Genomic DNA, 20,947 nt, shown 5'->3' on the forward strand with positions numbered 1-20,947 from the left:
TACTCCGGAAACCTGATGGCGAAAGTTTCCGGAGTTAATATTCTTTTATTTCATCACTTCCCATACCACCTGGCCAATAGTACCACCGGGCACCTGGATATTCAGCAATGCAGACACCGTAGGCGCAATATCTGTCATCCCTACGGTACGATAGGTGCTGCCAGGCTTTATGCCCCATCCCATCCATACCAGCGGAATATGTGCATCATACGGATACCACAGGCCATGTGTGGCCCCTGTCATGTTACCATCTTTCCAGCCATTTTGTAATATGATGATCACATCTCCGCCACGCTGTTTGTTGTAACCATTGACCAGCATGTTTTTTTCCGGTTCCGGCAATGCTGTTGTACCAAGATCCGGCAAACTGATGGCATCTGCAATACCGGGTATCGCTTTCAGTTTTTCAATCACCATTTCACGGACTGTTGCCAGCGGAATATTACGTGCCGCAAATGCCGGGCGATTGAGATACAGCTGATAGGCTGCAGTAGCCTGTATCGCCTCTGCTACACCAAACTGCTCTTTGATGGCGATATTGATGGTCTTGATGACTTCTTCTACATCCACCATACCGGTAGGTAATTTATTTTCCTGCAGGAAACCCGGAGAGGCAGATACCCCATGATCGGCGGTAATAAAATAGAGATAATTACCTTTACCGAATTTTTTGTCGAGATAATTGAAAAAGCCTTCCAGCTCTTTATCCAATCGCAAATACACGTCTTCCACCTCGATGGAATTTGGACCAAACTGGTGCCCCACCGCATCCGGAGAAGAAAAGCTGACCGCCAGAAAATCCGTTTCGGGCCCTTCTCCCATGTGATAGCCTTCTATGGCTGCTTTTGCAAATGCAAAGGTCAGGGTGTTGCCGTAAGGCGTAGAACGTACGGCACCTTTTTCACGGCCGGCGAAAGTATGCGGAAACACCGGCGCCTTTTCGTGACCGAAGGCCCGTTCGTAGCTTTTGTTGTCCGCATCACTTTGTATATAGGTAGCAATGGGATATAATGTTTCCCATCCTTTAGCCAGGTATTGTACGGGCAGTGATTGCGCATTGAAACGCTTTGCCCATTCAGGCAGATCGGGCATATAATAGCTGCTGCTGATAAAGTTACCCGACTTGCCATCATACCAGAATGCAGCGTTGGCGGCATGTCCGGCGGGTAGTATAGAAGCTCTGTCTTTCAGCGCCACTCCTACTACTTTGCTTCTAAAGTTGGTGGCTACACGTAGTTCGTCGGTGACCGTAGATACCAGCAAATTGCGGGGCGACATTTTCCCGGCTTTGCCTTCCGCACCAACTGTTGTGACGCTACTGTCGTCTGTGCAGTAAACGGAGCGTTGCAACTCGCGGTTGTACCAGTCGTTGTCTACAATACCATGTACCGCAGGCGTAGTGCCGGTATACACGGAGGTATGCCCACATGCTGTTACCGTAGGCGCATAGTTGATATACGTTTGTTCACAGCGGAAACCGTCCCGTAACAAGCGTTTGAAGCCTCCGTTACCATATCGGTTACTATACCGGTAGAGAAAATCCCATCGCATCTGATCGACCATCATACCGACGACAATTTTCGGTTTCGATGCTGCCGGTTTCKGCGCAGCGGATTGCTGCGCCATTGCCGAAGTGGCTGCCAGCAAGTATATGCCGGCAGCTAAAAGTTGTGAGCTATTTTTCATAACGTGGAATTTTATTCAATTACTTTCAGGTAGCGGGCCATCCAGTAGGGCAATAAATATTCATCTCCTGCCAGTTCTGAATCGCCATCGTGGCCGCCATCCAACGTAAAGGCGTTGGCGTTATGACGGTGTGTTGGCAATTCATCCAGCGGCAACAATACTTCCGTGGTTTGATTACGGAAGTTAGCAGGTAACAGCGTAATATCTTTCCGGTGAGAATTTTTGATAGTCCAGGTGATCTGATCCATAGGGAATGTTTGCAGCCACCAGGTGGTCGCTTCTGCATCGTAATCGCCGGCAGTAGCGCGGGTGATCAGGTTCCAGAGTCCGTTTTTCTCCGGACGTTCCATTTCCCAATGGTTGCGGATAGCTCCTTTGTACTGTTGTTTCAGTTCATCGGTAAAGGCATAGTTATTTAATACCCAGTAGGTGAGAAAGGCCATTTCATCGTCGGAGTGATTCCAGCCGCCGGTACCCATATCAATGCCCATGTGCAGGTAACCGGGAGTAGATTTTACTTTATGATAATCGATCTGGATATTTTTCAGATAACCATATTTATTCAACAACTTATACCCTTCGGTTTTATAACGTTCCTTGCCGGTGAGGGCATAGGCCAGTTGCAAACCTGCAACAATAGTAGTGCTGCCCAGGCGGCGATCGCCAATGGTTTCCGGATACCAGTTGATGTATTCCGGTCCCCAGCGGGCCCAGAGCGTAGGTTTATTATCGATATCCACCAGGGTGTATTTGTGGTCGATAATATGCGTCATGATCTTATCGATAAAAGCGGCCACCCGTTGCTTTTCTTCCGGAGTTTCCGCGACCATCTCATGCAATACCGCCGCAATCCAGATATAGGCGACATATTCATCGCTGCTGGTATGTCCTTTCCATTCCCATTCAGCATCCGGGGAGTTGCGCCATCTTTCCGGATCAGAATTTTTATAGCCTTTTCTTTCGAAGGTACGGGAAGGAAATCCGGTGAGCTGGTTGATAGACAGGATTCTTTCAAAGGCTTCAAAAGCTTCCCAGGCGTAGCGTTTAGCTACCGCTTCATGTGTGGTAGCATAACGGAAGGCCTGGCTGCCGAGATAGAAACTGCTCCACAGACCATCATTATCGGTATCCGCCATTTCCGCCGTGGCTACATCGCCGGGCGTAAGGAGCTGCACGTTAGAGATAAAGCCATAGCGGATATGACGTTCCCGGATTTTACGTTCAAAGTACGCCGCTTTCTGTGCCAGTGTTTGTTGGGTGAAGGCGATTTTATTCAGGCCGGTAGCGGTTAAAATATATACGTCCCCGTTACTGTCGGCCGCGAAGGATTTTACTGCGTCCTGATCCAGCCAGCGGCGGGAGGCGAAGTAGCGGTAATCGCCTGCACTGGTTTTAGTGAACGCGCCTTGTGGTGTACCTGCCCAGATATGACCATTCACCACCATTAGTGTATTGATATCGGGAACGGGTACACGTACTTGCAGAGATAAACTGGTATCACCGCTGCGGCTGTTGATAGCGTAGTAGCCGTTGTGCGTACCGAGTATAACGTCGTTGCCGTTGAAAGTCATGGCAGTGGCGTCTTTGACGGCATGTATCGCTTTGAACTGCTCCCCTTCCAAACGATACACCGCTTTGCTGGTGAGGAGGAAGAAGGAACCTGCATTGGCGGCCAGGCTTTGCACACCTTCGGGAAGTGCGGGCAGTTCCTGTAGCTTGCCATTGACAGCTATTGCGAGCGCGTTGTTGCCGCTCAGCAGCATGCGGCCGGTGGCATCTACCGCTACGTGGTTAAATTTATTCAGGGGTAAATTGATATAAGGTATACCGGCGTAGCCGTTCGTCAGACATTTATCTGCATACAGGTAATACAGGTGGCCACTGGTTTCCTGGGTAGTGACATCTACGGGTATCTTTTGTGCCAGCGGTCGAAACCGGACATCTTTTACGAGGTCGTTGCCACTGAGGCGGTAGAACCCTTGCGAGGTCAGTACGTGTACATTATCGTTGTAATCAGTGATTACTTTGAGCAGTTGGAGTCCTGCCGGAACGTGGTATTTCACGGACACCGCCTGCGTGAAAGGCTGGTCAGATGTGGCATGGGAAGTACACCACAGCAGCAGGCCTGCTGCGAGGATTGTTAGTTTCTTCATTCCAGTTGTTTTATAATTTAATCAGCCACACTTCGGTGACCCTTGAATGTTGGCGCCAGTTAAGGTGTTCTTCATCTATGGTATCCCAGGTAAGTACGAGGGTACCGTTTTTAATCAACGTGGCCGGGATTGCAAATTCTTTGCGTTCACCGATACCTTTATCGTAGCGGCCGGGTGTCAATAATACGCCGTTGCCACGCAGCAGGCATTCGCCGTAGCCGGTTACCTGTACCATGTATTTTGCGGTGGAATCCAGATGCTCGTATCGCATAGCAGAAGGCCATCGCAGGCTGATCATCCACGACATCCGTTTCCGGCTGCGGCCACTCTCCCACCAATCGAATCCGGGGGCATCACTGCGGCGTATCAGCGGATCGGTGTGTAAGTCTTCCGTACGCACCACATGTGGAGATTTCGCAATATTACCCACCGCATCGTAAAAACTGCCGGGGCCGGGATTTTCCCAGCGTGCAATAGTATCCAGTGCTTTTCGTTGATCCGTTTCCGGTAGTGTGCGGATATATTTAAATTGATCTTCCAGCCACCAGCGGTTATTCAGGGGGCGATCGAGGAAGTCGAGCACCGCGCCTCTCTCTGGTCCGGCTGCCTGGTATTTGGCGACGCTGGTTTGCAGCGCGACGGATTTAAAAAGATCATCGCACAGCGCGATGATACGCGCATGCCATTGGGGCATGATGATGCTATCTGCCTGTTGTAATATTCTTTCGGCGCGGCCCATGGCATCGCCTCCTTCCAGGAGGGTGCGGTTAACAGCGGCTTCCAGGGTGGCTTCCCGAATGGCGCGTTGTCTCGTATAGGCGTCATAGTAAGCTCTGAGCAAACACATTTGCCAACGCCAGTTGCCGGCCAGTTCGGGATGTTGCTGTTCGAGTTTCTGCCATAGGGTAAGTGTGGCGGGTATACCGCCATTATCGGCAATAGGGCCTTCCCAGTTTTTCTCCAGGGCCAGTATACCATCGGCGGCTTCTTCGGCGAAGGCGTTGCCAAAAAAGTAATGGCAATATTGTATCAGCATGTCTCTCACATTAGCCTGGCTGTTCCAGCCCAGCATGCTCCATACCATTTTATTGAGATCGTCGTGCGCACCGTCGGAGTAGCTGACAAAGCCATCCATGGTGGGCGCAATAAAGCGATAGATATTCGTGTAATACAATGGCTGCGGATTCACTGGCTCACGGCCAAGGGTATACGCAAAAGCGGGGTCCCACCAGGCCACCGGATAGTCGCAACGAACCGTGTGCGTGATATCCGGGTAGTGACGGATAGGATACTTCGCAGGTAGTGCGACCCGGGTATCTTCCAGCGAAGGGCTGGAGGGACCTACAACGATCCCTCCTAACCACATTGGCTGATGTTGATGGATATAGGAATAAACGAACGCACACTGATCGGGTGTATAGCCTTGCAGCGACAACCAGATGCGTGCTTTCGGATGATACTTTTTTAAGGCAACGGATAATTCTTCCAATAGTGGAATGACTTGTTGCGGTGGATTGTCGCCGGGATCTCCGCCGGGAAAAAATACGGCATCGAGGCGCGGCGCCTGCCGGAGCAGGGTATCGAATTGGAGGAGGTAATGTTTTCTTTTATCGGCGTCTTTCAGGTCAAACGTGGCGGGCGTCCATACAGAAAAGTCCAGGTCATATTTTTTACAAAACCCGCTGATGCGCAGGGTCATGTCCATGGAGGGAATATGGAAATGGGGAGATGGCGGCATAAACGGAATGGCCTCAATGGTGTTGGCACCAAAGATGGCGAGGTCGCGGATGTATTGTTCGTATTGTTCCGGCGTCCATCCATCGTAAGAGTTAGCGAGATTGCGGTAGCCGATCTGATGGCCGCGTACGGGCTTTTCGGGAACGGCATCTATCTCTGGTATAACCGGCAACCACATTTGCTGCTGGTCGTATGCCATGTTCCGGAGTATATAGCCTGCACCGTATAGCAGGCCACGGGTGCCGTCGCCTTCTACTTTAATGATCTGTCTGTTTTTCTCGTAGACAGTACGGATATGATAAGATTCGGCAGCGCAGGGAATGCTGGTAAATACGATTACTTGCCCCTTTTCAGGCATCTTGTTGGTGATTGGCCAGGTGATACCGGTACGGCGTTGTACTTCTTCCTGTAATACCTGGGCGGCAATCTGTTTATCTTTTGTAACAATTGTTATCTGTTGCCTGGCGACAGCAGAACATAGCAGTGGAATAAAAAAAACTATAGCAAAGAATCCTCTCATCATGTCATTTAAATCGGCTTAACAAAAAGGAATAGCAGGACAAAGAAACGATTAGCTGTTAGCGGTTAGCTTTTAGCCAATACAGCGGAGACCTGCATTCATCGACTCCGCTGCATTTACTAAAAGCTAACAGCTAATGGCTAAACGCTATTTTAAATACCACATCAGGGTAGTTTGTTTATCGGGACCGAATACAGCGATTGCTTTCTGGTATTCCGCTTCGTTGGTATCACGCTCACCAGTTGGATAGACATATCGCTTAGGTAATACGGACGTAGATGACAGTGGGCCCAATACAAATTTTGGGAATCCGGTACGACGATTATCGAACCATGCCTCTGCCCCTTTCAGGAAGCCGGCAATCCATTTCTGACCGATCAATTGTTCCAGCGTACCGTCATATTTTACCATCGGTTGATCGTAGTAAAGTGAGTCGTTAGCTGCTTTATCTACACCATAAAATTTCATATTAGCCTTGATGCCATCGTAGTATAGACTTTCAGCTGTTTTACCGGCTACGGTTACTTTCCCTGCCTGCACGCTTTCTGCAAGAATAAAACATACCTCCGCATAGGTGAGCATACTGGCTTTCAACATCGGGTCGTTGGTTTTGGTAAAGAGCGTCGACAAACGGGAAATATGCGTTTTACCACCGTTATAATCATAAGGTGCTGGAATAGCATTGGGCACGCCTACGTATACACTTGAATCTGTTTTCCATCCTTTAAGAGAGTCCACAGGTGCTATCCATACTTTTAAACGGGGATCTTTGCGTTTCTGCAGGGCATCAACAATTTCCTTACTGGGCTTGCGTTTGTCAAACTCGTCTACGGAGCTTCCCTGAGCGCTACCTGGCCAGCTATTATCGCTTACAGTACCCTGATAAATGATTTCTGCATTATCAGCATTGCTTTCAAAGATGGGATACTTTGTTTTGTCGTTCAGGATTTCCTGCATTTCTGTAAAGGCAGGCGCATAGTTCTTAGCAATGCGGAGCAACATCCGAAGGCGCAGGGAATTGGCAAATTTTCGCCATTGCAAAGGCGCTCCTCCGTACATTACATCTGCTTTGGGATCTATACTACCTGGCGGATTGGACAGGTCGTTATTGGCATCTTTAAGCGTTTGTAATAAAGCCGGATATACCGTTTGTTGCTGATCGTATTTTGGATGAACAAGCCGGTCTTGTTTCAGTCGGAGTGCATCCGTATACGGGATATCACCAAAGAGATCCGAGGTATACGCGAAATTAAAAGCTGCCATAACTTTACCTACTGCGAGGTATTGCGGCATATTCAATTTAGTAGCAAGGGCCATCATCTCCTGATTTGCAGAGAGTCTTCCGTAGTAGTCGTCCCAGCTTTGTGGCCCCCAGTCGAATTTATCATTCCCCTCATTGCGTACCATCGTGATATAACGGCCAGCTGAAGCGGGTTTATCGAAGTACGCTTCTTTTTGATAACCATACGCCGTATTAATGATCACATTTGACATCAGAAACTCCGGACTAACCACTTCTGATTCATTGGGATTGGTGTTGATGGCTTCAAAGTCTTTTCTACAGGCTGAGAGCAACAAGCCGATTCCCAGTATATAATATTTAAGAGGTATGCGTTGCATAGCCATACAATTAATGGTTTAAAAATTGAAACCTATTTTAGCGCCAAAAGAACGGGTATAAGGCAGTCCCCAGCTGGCAACGCCTGGAGAGAAGCTGCCATTGGAAAGTGTCATTGCCGTTTCCGGATCATATCCTGATTCTGCGGCCGTCCAGGTAAAGAGATTACGTGCAATCAGTGAAACCGAGAGATTATTCAATGGCACCCTACCCAACATCTTCTTTGGGAAAGCATAGGTCAGCGAAGCTTCACGTAATTTCACGTAACTGGCATCGAAGGTAGAACGGGCAGGAAAGTCCCAGTAGTATTCCCCGTAATAGTTCTCCGGATCTGTAATTACATCATTGAGTTTGTATTTACCATTACCATCGCTCACGTAGCCAAACAGCGTCATGCCATCCGTACGTTTGTTTCCATCAGCATCTGTCCATGCCAAACCACCTGTTTTCGGATCGCGGCCAGGCACGGTTGTTTGCGTGCGGCCATCACTCAACAGGTTCTTGGCTACATAAGAAAAGAATTTTCCACCCTGGCGCCAATCGATCAGCACATTAAGGGTAAAGCCTTTATAGGTAAATGTGTTGCTGATGCCCAACATAAAGTCAGGGTTATAGTTTCCTATCTTTACATAATCATTCCCTTTCTGATAACCACCCTCATCGCTCAATAACGGTTGCCCTTTAAACTCTCCATCAGGTACGGTTACCCAGGTCTGTGCATACATATCTCCCATTTCCCGGCCTTCCTGCAGCAGGAAGCGAACTCCTTCTGCACCACCTAACATGTAATTAGTAAGGCCTTCCCGTAGTTCCAATATTTTATTACGATTACGGGTGTAATTTACCTGCAGATCCCAGCGGAATGGACCAGCTACCGGAGTAGCACTTAAGCCAATTTCAATACCCCTATTCTGGATTTTGCCGGCATTAGTAATCATACTGGAATAACCGGTGGCTTTCGTGACCGGAATATTAATAATCTGGTTACGGTTAACGGTATTATAGTAAGTAACGTCAAGCCCTAAACGCCCTTTCAGGAAGCGCAGATCGGCGCCAAATTCATGTGAAGTGGCAATCAGCGGCTTCAACTCGTTATTTTTCAGTACATCGCTGATGTTGGCTTGTTTCACATCACCCCAATCCTGTCCAAAGCTAAAGGTATTGTTCAACTGGTAGGGATCTGTATCTCCTCCTACTTGCGCCCAGTTAACCCGGACTTTAGCAAATGATAATACATCTGATTTGAGCCCCAACATATCTGACACAATCAGGCTTAATGAAGCAGAAGGATAGAAATAGGAATTATTAGCCATTGGTAATGTACTGGACCAGTCGTTCCGTGCTGTAAGATCCAGGAACGCATAGTTCCGGTAACTCACCTGTCCCATACCATATACACTATTGATTCTTCTATTGGATCTGGAAGAGTTGTTTACAACTGTACCAGCTTTCGCATTGGCAATTGTATACAATTGAGGAATCACAAGGGCTTCAGATTTCTGAGAAGACCCTTTCCCAAATTGATTCATACGATTGGCTCCACCGGATACAGAAAAAAAGAAATCTTTGTTGATGTTCTTTTTATAACTCAATAAGAAATCCGTATTCTGTTCCCGGAAATATTCTGTTTCTAAAGCATAGGCACCTGTTTTGTTCTTTATCGCGCTAAAAGGACGTTTGCTTTCGCGTGTTTCAGAATATAGATCCATACCGGTGCGTACCATGAGCGACAATTCTTTTGTGAATTGGAAATCAATTTGCACGTTACCTGTCATACGATCACGATCAAAACCGTTGATGAATTCATATGCCACCAGGTAAGGATTATCAGTAGATCCGGGCACATGAGAGAACTGTTGTAGTCCTTCTCTGCCAGGTAGCCAGTAATTACGTAATTGTTTGATATCTACGTTGGGCGTAGTGGTATATACAATATTGCTAACACTGCCCCTATTAAATGTAGGACGGTTGTCGCTGATATTTTTCGTATATCCGACGTTGGTACTCACCTTGATATTGGGCTTGAGATTATAGGCTGCCGCCAGATTCAGGGTATTCCTCTTTAAATCTGTGTTTGGTATAATGCCTTCGTTTTTCAGATTAGTGAAAGACAAGCGGAAACTACCTTCTTTGTTGTTGCCTGTAACGGCAATGTTATTGGTAAAAGTAGATCCTGTACGGAAGAAATCTTTATGGCGATTGGGATAAGATATCCAATCCGTTGGAATAGGCTGTCCATTCGCATCCTTCGGGCTGTTCCACTGTACATGTTTGGTGCCTACATCCAGTCGTGGTCCCCAGCTGGCATCTGAAATAGTTTCATCAGAGCCTTCCCTGTCACCAGAGCCAAAATCATTTTGGAACTTAGGAAACAACCAGGGTTGATCGAACATTGCACTGGAATTCACAGAAACACCAAGACCTTTTGTAAGCCCGGAGCCTGATTTACTGGTGATCAATATAACTCCATTAATGGCACGGGAACCGTACAATGCAGATGCGCTAGCGCCTTTCAACACAGTAATACTGGCAATATCATCCGGATTAATATCTGCTATGGTACTACCATAATCTACAACTACCTGTCCCACGGTTTGTTTGGGAGCGCGGACACCTGAAGAAATTGGAATACCATCTAACACATACAAAGGTTGATTGTACCCCTGGAATCCGCTTTGACCACGGATAGTCACCAGTGCAGTACCTGCCGGATCAGAACTCGTAGCTCTTACGTTCACACCCGCTACTTTACCAGACAATGCATTCGCTACATTCACTTCTTTCACGGTACTTACCTGATCACCTTTGATAGTGGCAATAGAATAACCCAAGGCTTTTTCCTGACGCTTAATACCCAGCGCCGTTACTACCACATCATCCAGGCTGCGTACATCTTGTGCCAGCTGAATCTGGATGTTGCCATTACCGGCTTTTTGCTCCTGGGCAATGTAGCCTACAAAACGGAACGCCAGCACGGCATTCGCGCTGGCGACGCGGAGTGTGAAGTGCCCTTCTGCATCAGTGACAGTACCATTGTTAGTGCCTTTTTCATGCACCGTGACACCCGGTAATGGGGCGCCTTTCTGATCGGTGACCGTACCTTTTACCTGTACGTCTGCCGCAGTGATGGCCGCTTTGGTGGCGGTACTGGTGCGGATGGCGTAATCATGTTCACTGAGTTTTACTGCCTGTAATCCCAATGGCGCCAGCATTTTTGTGAGCTGCACATCAAGATTTTCAGCGTTTAGCCGTCCGGGTTTGGCAGCTACAAATTTGTCTGCCACCTGAGCGGGCGAGTAGTTGAAGCTGACCATCAGCCTGGTTTCCAGGTCGGTCAGCATTTGGCGGAGGGAGATAGAACCTGCTTCCCCTGGAGTGTTTCCACTACTTACCATTAACTGCTGTGCATTGGTGTGGGTGCCCAGCGTTAACAATAACAGCAGCATGGCGCTCCATGGAGCATAAAGCTTCGTAAAGCTCTTTTGCATAACTGTAAATTTTAAGATCCTTATTCAAAAATGATAACTGAATTGTGTTGTGTCATTTTCAGCTGATGCACAGTGGCTATTGCTTTCAACAGCAAGGCAGGATCAGCAGCAGGACCTGAACCGGTAAAGAGCAGGCCTTCCATCCTTTTATTCCTAAACTCAATACGATACCCGTATATATCGGTTAATTGCTGTGCTACGTTCAGCAGTGTTTCTTCGTGGAACACCAGGCGGTGTTGTTTCCAGGCGGTTAGTTGTGCGGCATTGCCTGTTAATCGTTGATACGTACCGGATGCAAACTGCATCATGTCTCCTGGCTTCATCTGTAAACTATCATTCACCACGATCTTTCCTTCTTCCAATAATACCTTTACTTTTTTATGGCGATGATATACGTTAAAGGCCGTTCCTTTTACTTCGATGGTGACCGCCGGCATGATCACCCTAAACTTAGGATGCAGGCCTGCAGGAGATTTGGAGACATTAAAATAGGCTTCTCCCTGTAATGCTACTGTTCTTACTTTATCCTGTTCCCATTTGGCGGGGTACTCTACTGCGGAGTTGGCGTTGAGTTGTACCACAGAACCATCTGGCAGATGTATGATTTTAGTTTCACCGAAGCCGGTTTGTACTATTATTTTTTCCGGTGTGGTATGGCTGGTCTTATACCAGGTAATAGCCAGCAAAGTAAGTGTGGCCGCGGCGATAGAGGCTCCAACGGTATAGAGCCATCTTCTGCGCGATGGTCCGCTATTTTTTTTAACGGCGGCATCGTTCAGTAGCTCATCTATCTGGTATTTTACCGCGTCCATTTCTTCTGCACTTATTTCGTTGGTCCGGAACCGTAGTGCGAGCACCATGGCGCGTGCCTCCTGCAACACCTGTTCCTGTTCAGGATATGCAGCCTGCCACTGTATCCAGAAAGCAGTATTTGTATTTTCCAGTACCCATGCCCGGAAAGAGGCATCTGCAGCAAAATCAGCTGCATCGTATCCACCATAGTTCATAAAAAAAGTACCTTGTACTTATAGTAGAGACAGGAACCGAAAAAATACCCTCAGGAAAATCAATCTTTTTTTAAATTATTTTTTAGCGGAGCATCAAAGCCGACTCGTTGGGCGCCAGCAACTCTTTTAATTCAGCGATGGCACGATATATTAAGGTACGGGCATATTTTACTTCTTTCAACCCCATAATCTCCGCAATTTCTTCGTAGGTAAGGTTTTCGTAAAACCGGAGGTATACCGCTTCTTTCTGGCGGAGGGTGAGTGCGTGCAGTTTTTGTTGTAGCAGACGTGCGGCGTGTTCGTTGTGTTGGCGATTAATTAAAATACTTTCAGGCGACAGTTCGAGATCGAAAAGGGAGGCTACCTGGTCGTCCAGCATGCCGGGCATTTTAGCCGACTTTCCAAGATAACGGAATAACTTTCTTCTCGCTGCTACTAACAGGTAGCTTTTCAGGTTCACCGGGGCAGACAGGCCGGCACGTTGCAGGAACAACTGTGAAAAGAAGTCCTGCAACATGTCTTTTACCAGGTTTCGATCCGTGGTAAACCGGATACAATACCGGAATAACAGCGGAAAATAACGCCGGTATATTTCCCCGAAAGCTTCCCTATCCCCCTCACAAAGCCGGACCCACAGGAACATTTCATCTTGCTGCGAATTATAAAGGCTGGTTGACATCTATTATGTGAATTAGGAACAAGATTTGTCGAAACTACACATTGGCCGGTTGCCATCATAATTTCCTGCCTGAAAATAACAACGATTTAATGTGCCGATAATGCCCCGGTACTTACCTCTTTGATCTGTAACCGGTCGCACCAGCCCTTGAAATCATGGTAAATCTGTTGCAAAGTTGCCTTCTGTTCCGGCGTTAATTCCAGCGCATGCGCGCGACTAATAGTACGCACCGGTAGTCCACGCTGCTGCAGAAAGTATTTGGCGCTCAACGGATAAGCCATATGGATCAGGGGATCTACTCTTTGCAGCTCCGATTGTATCCATTGTACGTCTGCCTGTTTACTTTCATCGTCTACATGATTACATAACCAGACTAATATCTCAGGATAAAAATTTCCGGAAATGGAAGACATCCCCGCAGCGCCCATTTTCATAGATGCGACCCCGTTAGGTGTATGCGCATCGTAAAACTCCAGTCGGCTCCCCGCTGTCACCGCTAGTTTTGCCCGTACATTCTCTACATTACAGGAGGTGTCTTTATGATAAATCAGGCGATTGGTGGCCAGTAAGGTAGCTAAAATTTCCGGACTAATGACTCTTTTATAAGGCGCAGGACATTCATATAATCCCAGTGGAATATTGCCGGTTAAGGAGAACAGTTCTTCGAATCTTTGTAAGAGCACGGCATCAGATTCGTCGATATTGGCAAAGTGCCCGGTAATCATGATTACAGAATCCACGCCGGTGTCGTACATCTTTTGGGTGAACAGCGCCTTATCCGGGATGGTTAATCCAAATGATCCGGTAGCGACAACCGGTACACGGCCATTGACATACCGTACCACATGACGCGCCAGCTCCAGCCGCTCATCTTCGCTGATACTGTACATTTCGGAAGAAAGACAATTGGCAAAAAAGCCTTTCACCCCGGCTTCCAGGTAAAAATCAATCAGCTGTTCTATCATATCATGATCTATCTGTGCCTTCAGATTAAACGGCGTGATCATCACCGGAACAAATTTCTTTTGCATAACAAACAGGTTTAAGATTCAGGGAGTGTACGGCGTTGCAGACGTGTAAACAGTATGCCCGCCAGAAATATAGATAAAGTGCCTACCACAATAATCAAATGCACATGTAATGGACTACGCCATTGTTCCCACGCAGCAGGCAGGTATTTGGAAAGCGACATCCAGAGAATGACCAACAGGCCTATTACCGTAGCAGCCACTGCTGCCGCATTCTTTGTTTTAGATACAATGCCCAGGAGAAATAATCCCAGCATACCTCCGGCGAAAATGCCGGATAATTCCCACCAGATATCCAGGATGCTCTTCACCCCTATCATAGAGATACCAAAAAATATAGCCAGCAGGCCGGTCAGCGTAGTAGCGATATACAATACCCGCATTTCCTTTGCCGGACTGATTTCCCGGCGGATATAACGCTGGTAAATATCTTTCAAAAAAACAGTAGCTGTACTATTCATTCCACTACTCACGGTACTCATGGCAGCAGATAATATGGCAGCTACAATTAAGCCCAGCAATCCTTTCGGTACCTTCGTAACCATAAACCAGGGCAACACTTTATCGCCATAATCCGCCGGCACCAGGGATTCCACGGATACATGCCGTTCCGCCGCTACTTGTTGCTTTACTGCCAGCAGCGCCTCCGGATGTTGTTGTGCATACGCAAATAATGCCGTGCCGATAAAAAAGAATACCATACTCACGGGCACATACCAGTGTACACATAACCAGATACTGCGCGAAGCTTCCTTCTCAGAACGGGCCGTGTGATAGCGTTGTACGTAGTTCTGATCCATCCCGAAATTGTTCAGGTTAATAAAGAACCCATACAGTAATACCACCCAAAAAGTAGGCGTGCTGACATCCGCAGGATTAAAACTACCCAGCGAAAACTTTGCCTCCCGCATACCAATACTAAAGATATCCGAGATGCCATTTTTCATGCCCGCTATCACCAATCCCAGGATAATCAATGCCCCGGCCGTTTTGATGATTCCCTGCAACACCTCCGTCCAGATTACCGCTTCCATTCCACCCAGCACGGTATATATAATAATACAGATACCGGTAACGGTCATGATAGTACGCATTTCCAAACCGGTAAGCGCCTGCAGCGCCAGTGCCACCCCAAAAAAGATGGTGCCCATTCTGGCCAGCTGCATTAATATAAAACAGATAGTGGCATAAGTTCTGGCCCATGGACCAAAGCGGCGTTCCAGATGGGTGTACGCACTTACTTCTCCACTATGTCTGTAAAATGGTACAAAATACCTGGCCGCAATAAATGCGGCGAGCGGCATCGACAGACTGAATACAAAAGCATTCCAGTTACTGCCAAACGATTTTCCGGGTACGCCCAGGAACGTATTGCTGCTCAAAAAAGTAGCATATAATGATAGCCCCAATGCCCAGCCAGGAATGCTTCCGGATGCGGTGGTAAACTGCGCGGCATTTTTGTTTTTCCTGGAAAACCACAACCCCGTTAAAATCATACAAAGCAGGTACATCACAATGACAGCCAGATCAATTAAAGGCATTTGGTGCATAAAATTTCGCTATTGGTTGATAATTTCGTACGTGGAAAATAAAATAATTGTGCTACTTGCTACTGCTAAGGTTGCCCTTTTTTTTTGATCAAACAATGTTGCAGGTTATGAAAAGAATGGCTTAAATTACTATTACCATGAATCACCTTGCCACCAACACACCCAGTACATGGATTTTACCGGACCACCTGAAACGCAATCTGGAAAAGCATCCGCTTGGCAGAAATCTTTTTATTACCAACATAGGACGCTATCCCGAAAATACTGCCAGAGAACCCATGGAAATAAAAGGCAGCGCGGTATACACGTTGCTATATGCAGCACATGGCAACGGCTGGATAGAAACCCGCGATAAAAAAACGGTGATCAAACCGAATCAGTATCTATTGATTCCGGCCAACACGGCTTTTCGCATAGGCGCGGCTCCTGATGATCCATGGCGACTCTATACCGTACAGTTTTCCGGACAGCTGGCCGCCTCCATCTACCAATACCTGGACACTGCCGACAAGCCGCGCACCATTCCCCCACTGGTAGGCAGGAATGCACAGTTCGATGATATCCTGCATCACCTGGATCTGATGAATAATATTGAAAATCTGTTGTACGCTAATTTCCGCTTCTATAGTTTTCTCGGCACTTTCCGCCTCAGCGTTTTTAATTATATGAAACATGGGGCAGATAATATTATAGAACAGTGTATCCAGTTAATGAAGCAACGCCTGGAGCAGCATCTCACGCTGGCAGACCTTTCCAAAGAAATGGGGTTATCCGCTTCTTATCTGTCGGCCTTATTCAAAGAAAAAACACGTTACGGACCTATACAGCTGTTTACGTCCCTCCGTATGCAGAAGGCCAGCCAGCTATTAAGAGAAACGAATTTATCCGTAAAAGAAATTGCGGGAGAGATGGGATATCCGGATCAGTATACTTTTTCGAGGTCGTTTAAATTAGTGATGGGCGTATCACCCAAAACTTTCCGGGATAAATTGTGAGGCAGCTGTTAGCCATTAGCTTTTAGCTGTTAGCAAATGCAGCGGAGATAATACTTTGTTGGTCTTCGCTGCATTTGCTAACAGCTAAAAGCTAATGGCTAAAAGCTGCTAAAGGCTGACTACCTTCCCCGTGCGCACAGATTCATCGCAGGCAAAAGCAATGCGTAAGCTATTCACGGCATCTTCTACGTGATCAGTCAGGTCTATATTTTCCCGGATAGCATTCAGGAAATACAGTTGTTCCCGATCGCATAAGCCCTGGTGGTCCGGTTCTCCTTCCATAGTAATCCAGGTATCTTCTTTCACAAACTTTCCGTTGGCATCCAATGCCGCATGATGAAAGCGGAGTGATTCTGTTTTCGTGTGTGCATCTACGTTATCTGAATTACCGGTGGCGCCTGCATCTTTAGCAACAATAGACACGGAGCCTTCCGGTCCGATGACATCTTTCACAAAAAAGGCGGTTTCACTCATCATGGGTCCCCAACCGGCTTCATACCAGCCTACAGAGCCATCTTCGAAACGGATTTGCAGCTGACCGTAATTATAATTATCTGCCGGCACATCATCAGAAAGGCGGGCGCCGATTGCATATACCTGTATCGGTTTAGAGCGGGTCATCTGACACATCACATCAATATAGTGTACGCCGCAATCCACAATAGGGCTCAGACTTTGCAGCAGGTTGCGATGTACCGTCCACTTGCTGCCCTGGCTTTGCTGGTTAAGGTTCATGCGCATCACCAGCGGCTTACCCAGCTGTTGTGCAAGTTCCACAAACCGCTGCCAGGAAGGATGATGGCGTAATATATATCCCACTACCAGCTTTTTGCCGGCTTTGCGCGCAGCGGCCGCTACGCGCAAAGCTCCTGCTACGGAGTCGGCCAGTGGCTTTTCTATGAATACATGACAACCATGTTCCAGCGCCATCACCGCGAAGCTTTCATGTGTATCCGGATACGTGGAAATACATACTGCATCCGGCTTGGTGGCAATCAGTGCGGCTTCGTAATCACTGTATAACGGATAGCCTCCACCTAGTTTGTTGTTCAATACCTCCTTACTTTTCCCGGTAGATACAATACCGCAGATGTCAAATCCATCCAGTGTATGATAAGCTGTGGCGTGAGATGCGCCCATATTACCACACCCTACTACTAATACCCGAATAGGTTTCAATGATCCAGACATATTATTATGTTTTGTTTTTTAGCAGAAAGCGGAAAGCGTAAAGCAAAAAGCTATTGTAGCGAATAATATTAGCAGATATCGATTCATGATCCGCTACAGTAGCTTTTTGCTTTCTGCTTTCAGCTTTCTGCTAGTTATAAATCCTGCCGCTTCAGTGCTTTCACGGCGTAATCCGCCGCCCGCGCCGTGATGGCCATATAGGTCAGTGACGGATTTTGACAGGCGGAAGACGTCATACAGGCGCCATCGGTGACAAATATATTTTTAGCCGTATGCACCTGGTTCCATTCATTGAGTACGGAGGTACGCGGATCTTTTCCCATACGGGCCGTTCCCATTTCATGGATGGCCATACCCGGATATGAATCGCGGTCGAATGCCTGTACATCTTTTAGTCCTGCTGCTTCCAGCATGGCTACTGCATCTGCGGCCATGTCTTTCCGCATTTGCTTTTCATTGTCTTTAAATTCGCAGTTGAACTGGAGTACAGGTTGGCCCCAGGCATCTTTGGTGCTATGGTCCAGTATTACCTGATTCTCTTCATAAGGTAAACATTCACCGAAGCCCATCAGCCCCATTTGCCAGGGTCCCGGCTCTGATAAATAATCTTTGAAGGCGTTGCCGATGCCCAGTTCTGCAATACCTCTGGCCCAACCGGAACGACTGCTATAACCGGTATAGCCGAAGCCACGGATGTAGCCGCGTTTATCGTCTGTATGCACATTTCTGAAGCGGGGAATATAGAAGCCCGCGGGGCGCTGGCCGTAGTAATATTTATCTTTAAACTCGTCTGAAGTACCGCTGGCGCCTACATGAAAATGGTGATCCATGAGGTAGTGTCCCAGTACGCCGTGATCGTTGCCGATACCTTGCGGGAAGCGGTTTGACACGGAATTCATCAGCACAAAGGTACTGCCAAGTGTAGAGGCATTCAGGAAGATAATGTTTGCGTAAAACTCCTGCATCTCTTTGGTGTGCTTGTCAATGACGCGAACACCGGTGGCTTTATTTTTACTTTCATCGTAAATGATACTATTCACGATGGCATCAGATACCAATGTGAGGTTACCGGTTTTAGCGGCTGCCGGCAATGTGGACGACTGTGAGCTGAAATAGGCGCCAAAAGGGCATCCGCGGGAGCAGCGGTCCCGGTATTGACACTTGCCTCTGTCGCCGATAGGTTGTGTGAGATTGGCGGTACGGAAGATGGTCATTTTTCTGCCGGGAAATGCGGACTCGATGCGTTCCTTCGATTGTTTTTCAAAACAGTTCATTTCCATTGGTGGCTGAAAAATGCCGTCCGGTAAGTGCGCCAGCCCTTCTTTCTGTCCGCTGATACCAGCAAATGCTTCCACGTGATCATACCACGGTGCAAGATCTTTATACCGGATGGGCCAGTCGATGCCGATGCCTTGTTTGATATTGGCTTCAAAGTCGAGGTCGCTGAGGCGTAGGGAACCGCGGCCCCACATGATAGAGCGTCCACCCACGATATCTGCACGCATCCAGTCGAAACGCTTCTTTTCCGTATAAGGACTTTCCGTGTCTTTCGCCCAATAGCTTTCGTTAAATTCAGTATACACCCGATCGCGGATCAGGTATGGATGTTCTTTGGATTGCGCTATGGTAGTGGCTCCACGGTGTGTCACTTCCCAGGGAGCTTTCAAAGCGGTGGTATAATCTTTCACATGTTCCAGTTGCCGGCCACGTTCCAGCAACAATACTTTCAGTCCTTTTTCACATAATTCTTTTGCCGCCCAGCCTCCTGAAATGCCGGAGCCTACTACAATTGCGTCAAACGTATTTAGCCCTTTTGCTTTAAGGTTCAAGTTAGCCATACACCGAAAAAAATATTGGTCCGGCTGGAAAATAATAAAATAATGGAGAAACAAGCAGTTATTTGGTATGAGCGGAAACGTGTTCTTTTTACGCTAATTCAAGGTTACAGCCGATTGGATGAATGGCTGTCCCTTCTTTTTCATCAGGCTTTGTTCATTCTTACTCCGTGTAATTCAAATCCTTCGAAAACGTTTCCTCCATGCGCCACAACGCCAACAGCGCGGGTATAACAGTTCCCAATGCAATGATGCCCGCCGCCATAGCGATGCTGGTATGCACCTTTAGCAACAGGAATAACGGCGTAAATATATTCACACTACCCCGCACAAAATTAGGTACTGTGGTAGCCACGGTGGCGCGCATATTGGTACCGAATTGTTCTGCAGCAATGGTCACAAATAAAGCCCAGTAGCCGATGGCGAATCCCAGTAGCAAACATATCCCATAAAAAAAGATGGTGCTGGCGCCGGCAGCCGTGAGATAGATGACTACTGCTACCAATGTCAGCATCACGAAAACAAATACAGCCGTTCGCCTGCTTCGGAGATACTGGCTCAATAACCCGCTGCATACATCTCCCAGGGAAAGTCCTATGTAACAAAACATCACGGCTTTACCGGCATAGATGGTATCGGTAATACCCGCTGCTTTTCCAAATTCGGGAGAAAAAGTAATCAGTATCCCGATCACAAACCAGATGGGTAAGCCTATTAAAATGCAGCGCAGGTACTTGAAAAAACGTTGCCAGCTGGTAAACAGTGCGAAGAAATTACCGCGGGAAGTAGTAGCTTTTTTTACATCCGTGAACATACCGGACTCGAATACATTAAATCGTAGTACCAGTAACGTTAGTCCCAGGCCGCCACCAATAAAATAAGCTATTTTCCAATTGAACATATCGGCCACCCAATAGGCCAGCACGGCGCCCAGTACGCCTACAGCAGATACGATGGTAGTACCATATCCCCGGATTTCTTTCGGCAATATTTCCGCGACCAGCGTAATACCCGCGCCCAGTTCGCCTGCCAGTCCAATTCCGGCAATGAAACGCAGCACTGCATATTGATCAACGGAAGTCACAAAACCGTTGGCAATATTAGCCAGTGAGTATAATAGAATAGAGCCAAACAGTACGGATAAACGTCCTTTTTTGTCGCCATAAATGCCCCATAAGATACCGCCCAGCAGCATTCCCGCCATTTGCATATTGATCAGGTAAACGCCCTGCTCCAGCAGCGCTCCTTCTGCTACACCTAATGCCCGCAGGCTGGGAATGCGCACAATACTGAATAATAACAGGTCGTAGATATCTACAAAATAACCTAGTGCCGCTACCAGCACCGGGATGGAAAATAATTTTGAAACCTTGATGCTTGCCTGATCCATGTAATAATATTCAATAGATTTTGGTGAGATAATAATGCGATGCCGGATAAAGACGAAAAAAAGCGCCGGG

Annotated in this window: 13 protein-coding genes; 1 reads left to right on the plus strand and 12 read right to left on the minus strand. The window is 47.4% G+C overall.

Annotated features, from left to right (window positions below):
* Positions 1–45: 45 nt before the first annotated feature.
* From pafA to AC1DFM_RS21495, 9 genes are all read right to left on the minus strand, one after another.
* Positions 46–1,686 (minus strand): alkaline phosphatase PafA, encoded by a 1,641-nt coding sequence (gene pafA / locus AC1DFM_RS21455; RefSeq protein ID WP_477078807.1) that lies wholly within the window; start codon positions 1,684–1,686, stop codon positions 46–48.
* An 11-nt stretch (positions 1,687–1,697) separates the two neighbouring features.
* Positions 1,698–3,839 (minus strand): hypothetical protein, encoded by a 2,142-nt coding sequence (locus AC1DFM_RS21460; protein WP_477078808.1) that lies wholly within the window; start codon positions 3,837–3,839, stop codon positions 1,698–1,700.
* A 10-nt stretch (positions 3,840–3,849) separates the two neighbouring features.
* On the minus strand, positions 3,850–6,096 hold the full coding sequence (locus AC1DFM_RS21465) for a hypothetical protein (protein WP_477078809.1): 2,247 nt from the start codon (positions 6,094–6,096) through the stop codon (positions 3,850–3,852).
* Positions 6,097–6,243: 147 nt separating this feature from the next.
* A complete protein-coding gene (locus AC1DFM_RS21470) occupies positions 6,244–7,716 on the minus strand; it encodes a SusD/RagB family nutrient-binding outer membrane lipoprotein (protein ID WP_477078810.1) in 1,473 nt (490 codons plus the stop codon).
* Positions 7,717–7,734: 18 nt separating this feature from the next.
* Positions 7,735–11,202, minus strand: a complete 3,468-nt coding sequence (locus tag AC1DFM_RS21475; protein WP_477078811.1) for a SusC/RagA family TonB-linked outer membrane protein — start codon at positions 11,200–11,202, stop codon at positions 7,735–7,737.
* A gap of 20 nt (positions 11,203–11,222) precedes the next feature.
* Complete coding sequence (locus AC1DFM_RS21480; protein ID WP_477078812.1) at positions 11,223–12,209, minus strand: FecR family protein; 987 nt, start codon at positions 12,207–12,209, stop codon at positions 11,223–11,225.
* Positions 12,210–12,291: 82 nt separating this feature from the next.
* Complete coding sequence (locus AC1DFM_RS21485) at positions 12,292–12,888, minus strand: RNA polymerase sigma factor (protein ID WP_477078813.1); 597 nt, start codon at positions 12,886–12,888, stop codon at positions 12,292–12,294.
* A gap of 86 nt (positions 12,889–12,974) precedes the next feature.
* Positions 12,975–13,919, minus strand: a complete 945-nt coding sequence (locus AC1DFM_RS21490; protein ID WP_477078814.1) for a dihydrodipicolinate synthase family protein — start codon at positions 13,917–13,919, stop codon at positions 12,975–12,977.
* Positions 13,920–13,930: 11 nt separating this feature from the next.
* Complete coding sequence (locus tag AC1DFM_RS21495) at positions 13,931–15,457, minus strand: sodium:solute symporter family protein (protein WP_477078815.1); 1,527 nt, start codon at positions 15,455–15,457, stop codon at positions 13,931–13,933.
* Between the two features lie 146 nt (positions 15,458–15,603).
* On the opposite strand from AC1DFM_RS21495, the gene AC1DFM_RS21500 reads away from it, so the two are divergent.
* Positions 15,604–16,461, plus strand: a complete 858-nt coding sequence (locus tag AC1DFM_RS21500; protein ID WP_477078816.1) for an AraC family transcriptional regulator — start codon at positions 15,604–15,606, stop codon at positions 16,459–16,461.
* A gap of 108 nt (positions 16,462–16,569) precedes the next feature.
* Here AC1DFM_RS21500 and AC1DFM_RS21505 read toward each other — a convergent pair whose 3' ends face one another.
* From AC1DFM_RS21505 to AC1DFM_RS21515, 3 genes are all read right to left on the minus strand, one after another.
* A complete protein-coding gene (locus tag AC1DFM_RS21505; protein WP_477078817.1) occupies positions 16,570–17,652 on the minus strand; it encodes a Gfo/Idh/MocA family protein in 1,083 nt (360 codons plus the stop codon).
* A gap of 134 nt (positions 17,653–17,786) precedes the next feature.
* On the minus strand, positions 17,787–19,490 hold the full coding sequence (locus AC1DFM_RS21510) for a GMC oxidoreductase (protein WP_477078818.1): 1,704 nt from the start codon (positions 19,488–19,490) through the stop codon (positions 17,787–17,789).
* Between the two features lie 160 nt (positions 19,491–19,650).
* Positions 19,651–20,877, minus strand: coding sequence for an MFS transporter (locus tag AC1DFM_RS21515; protein ID WP_477078819.1), 1,227 nt, complete (start codon positions 20,875–20,877; stop codon positions 19,651–19,653).
* Positions 20,878–20,947 lie beyond the last annotated feature (70 nt).

The sequence above is a fragment of the Chitinophaga sp. 05T412 genome (assembly GCF_056396465.1).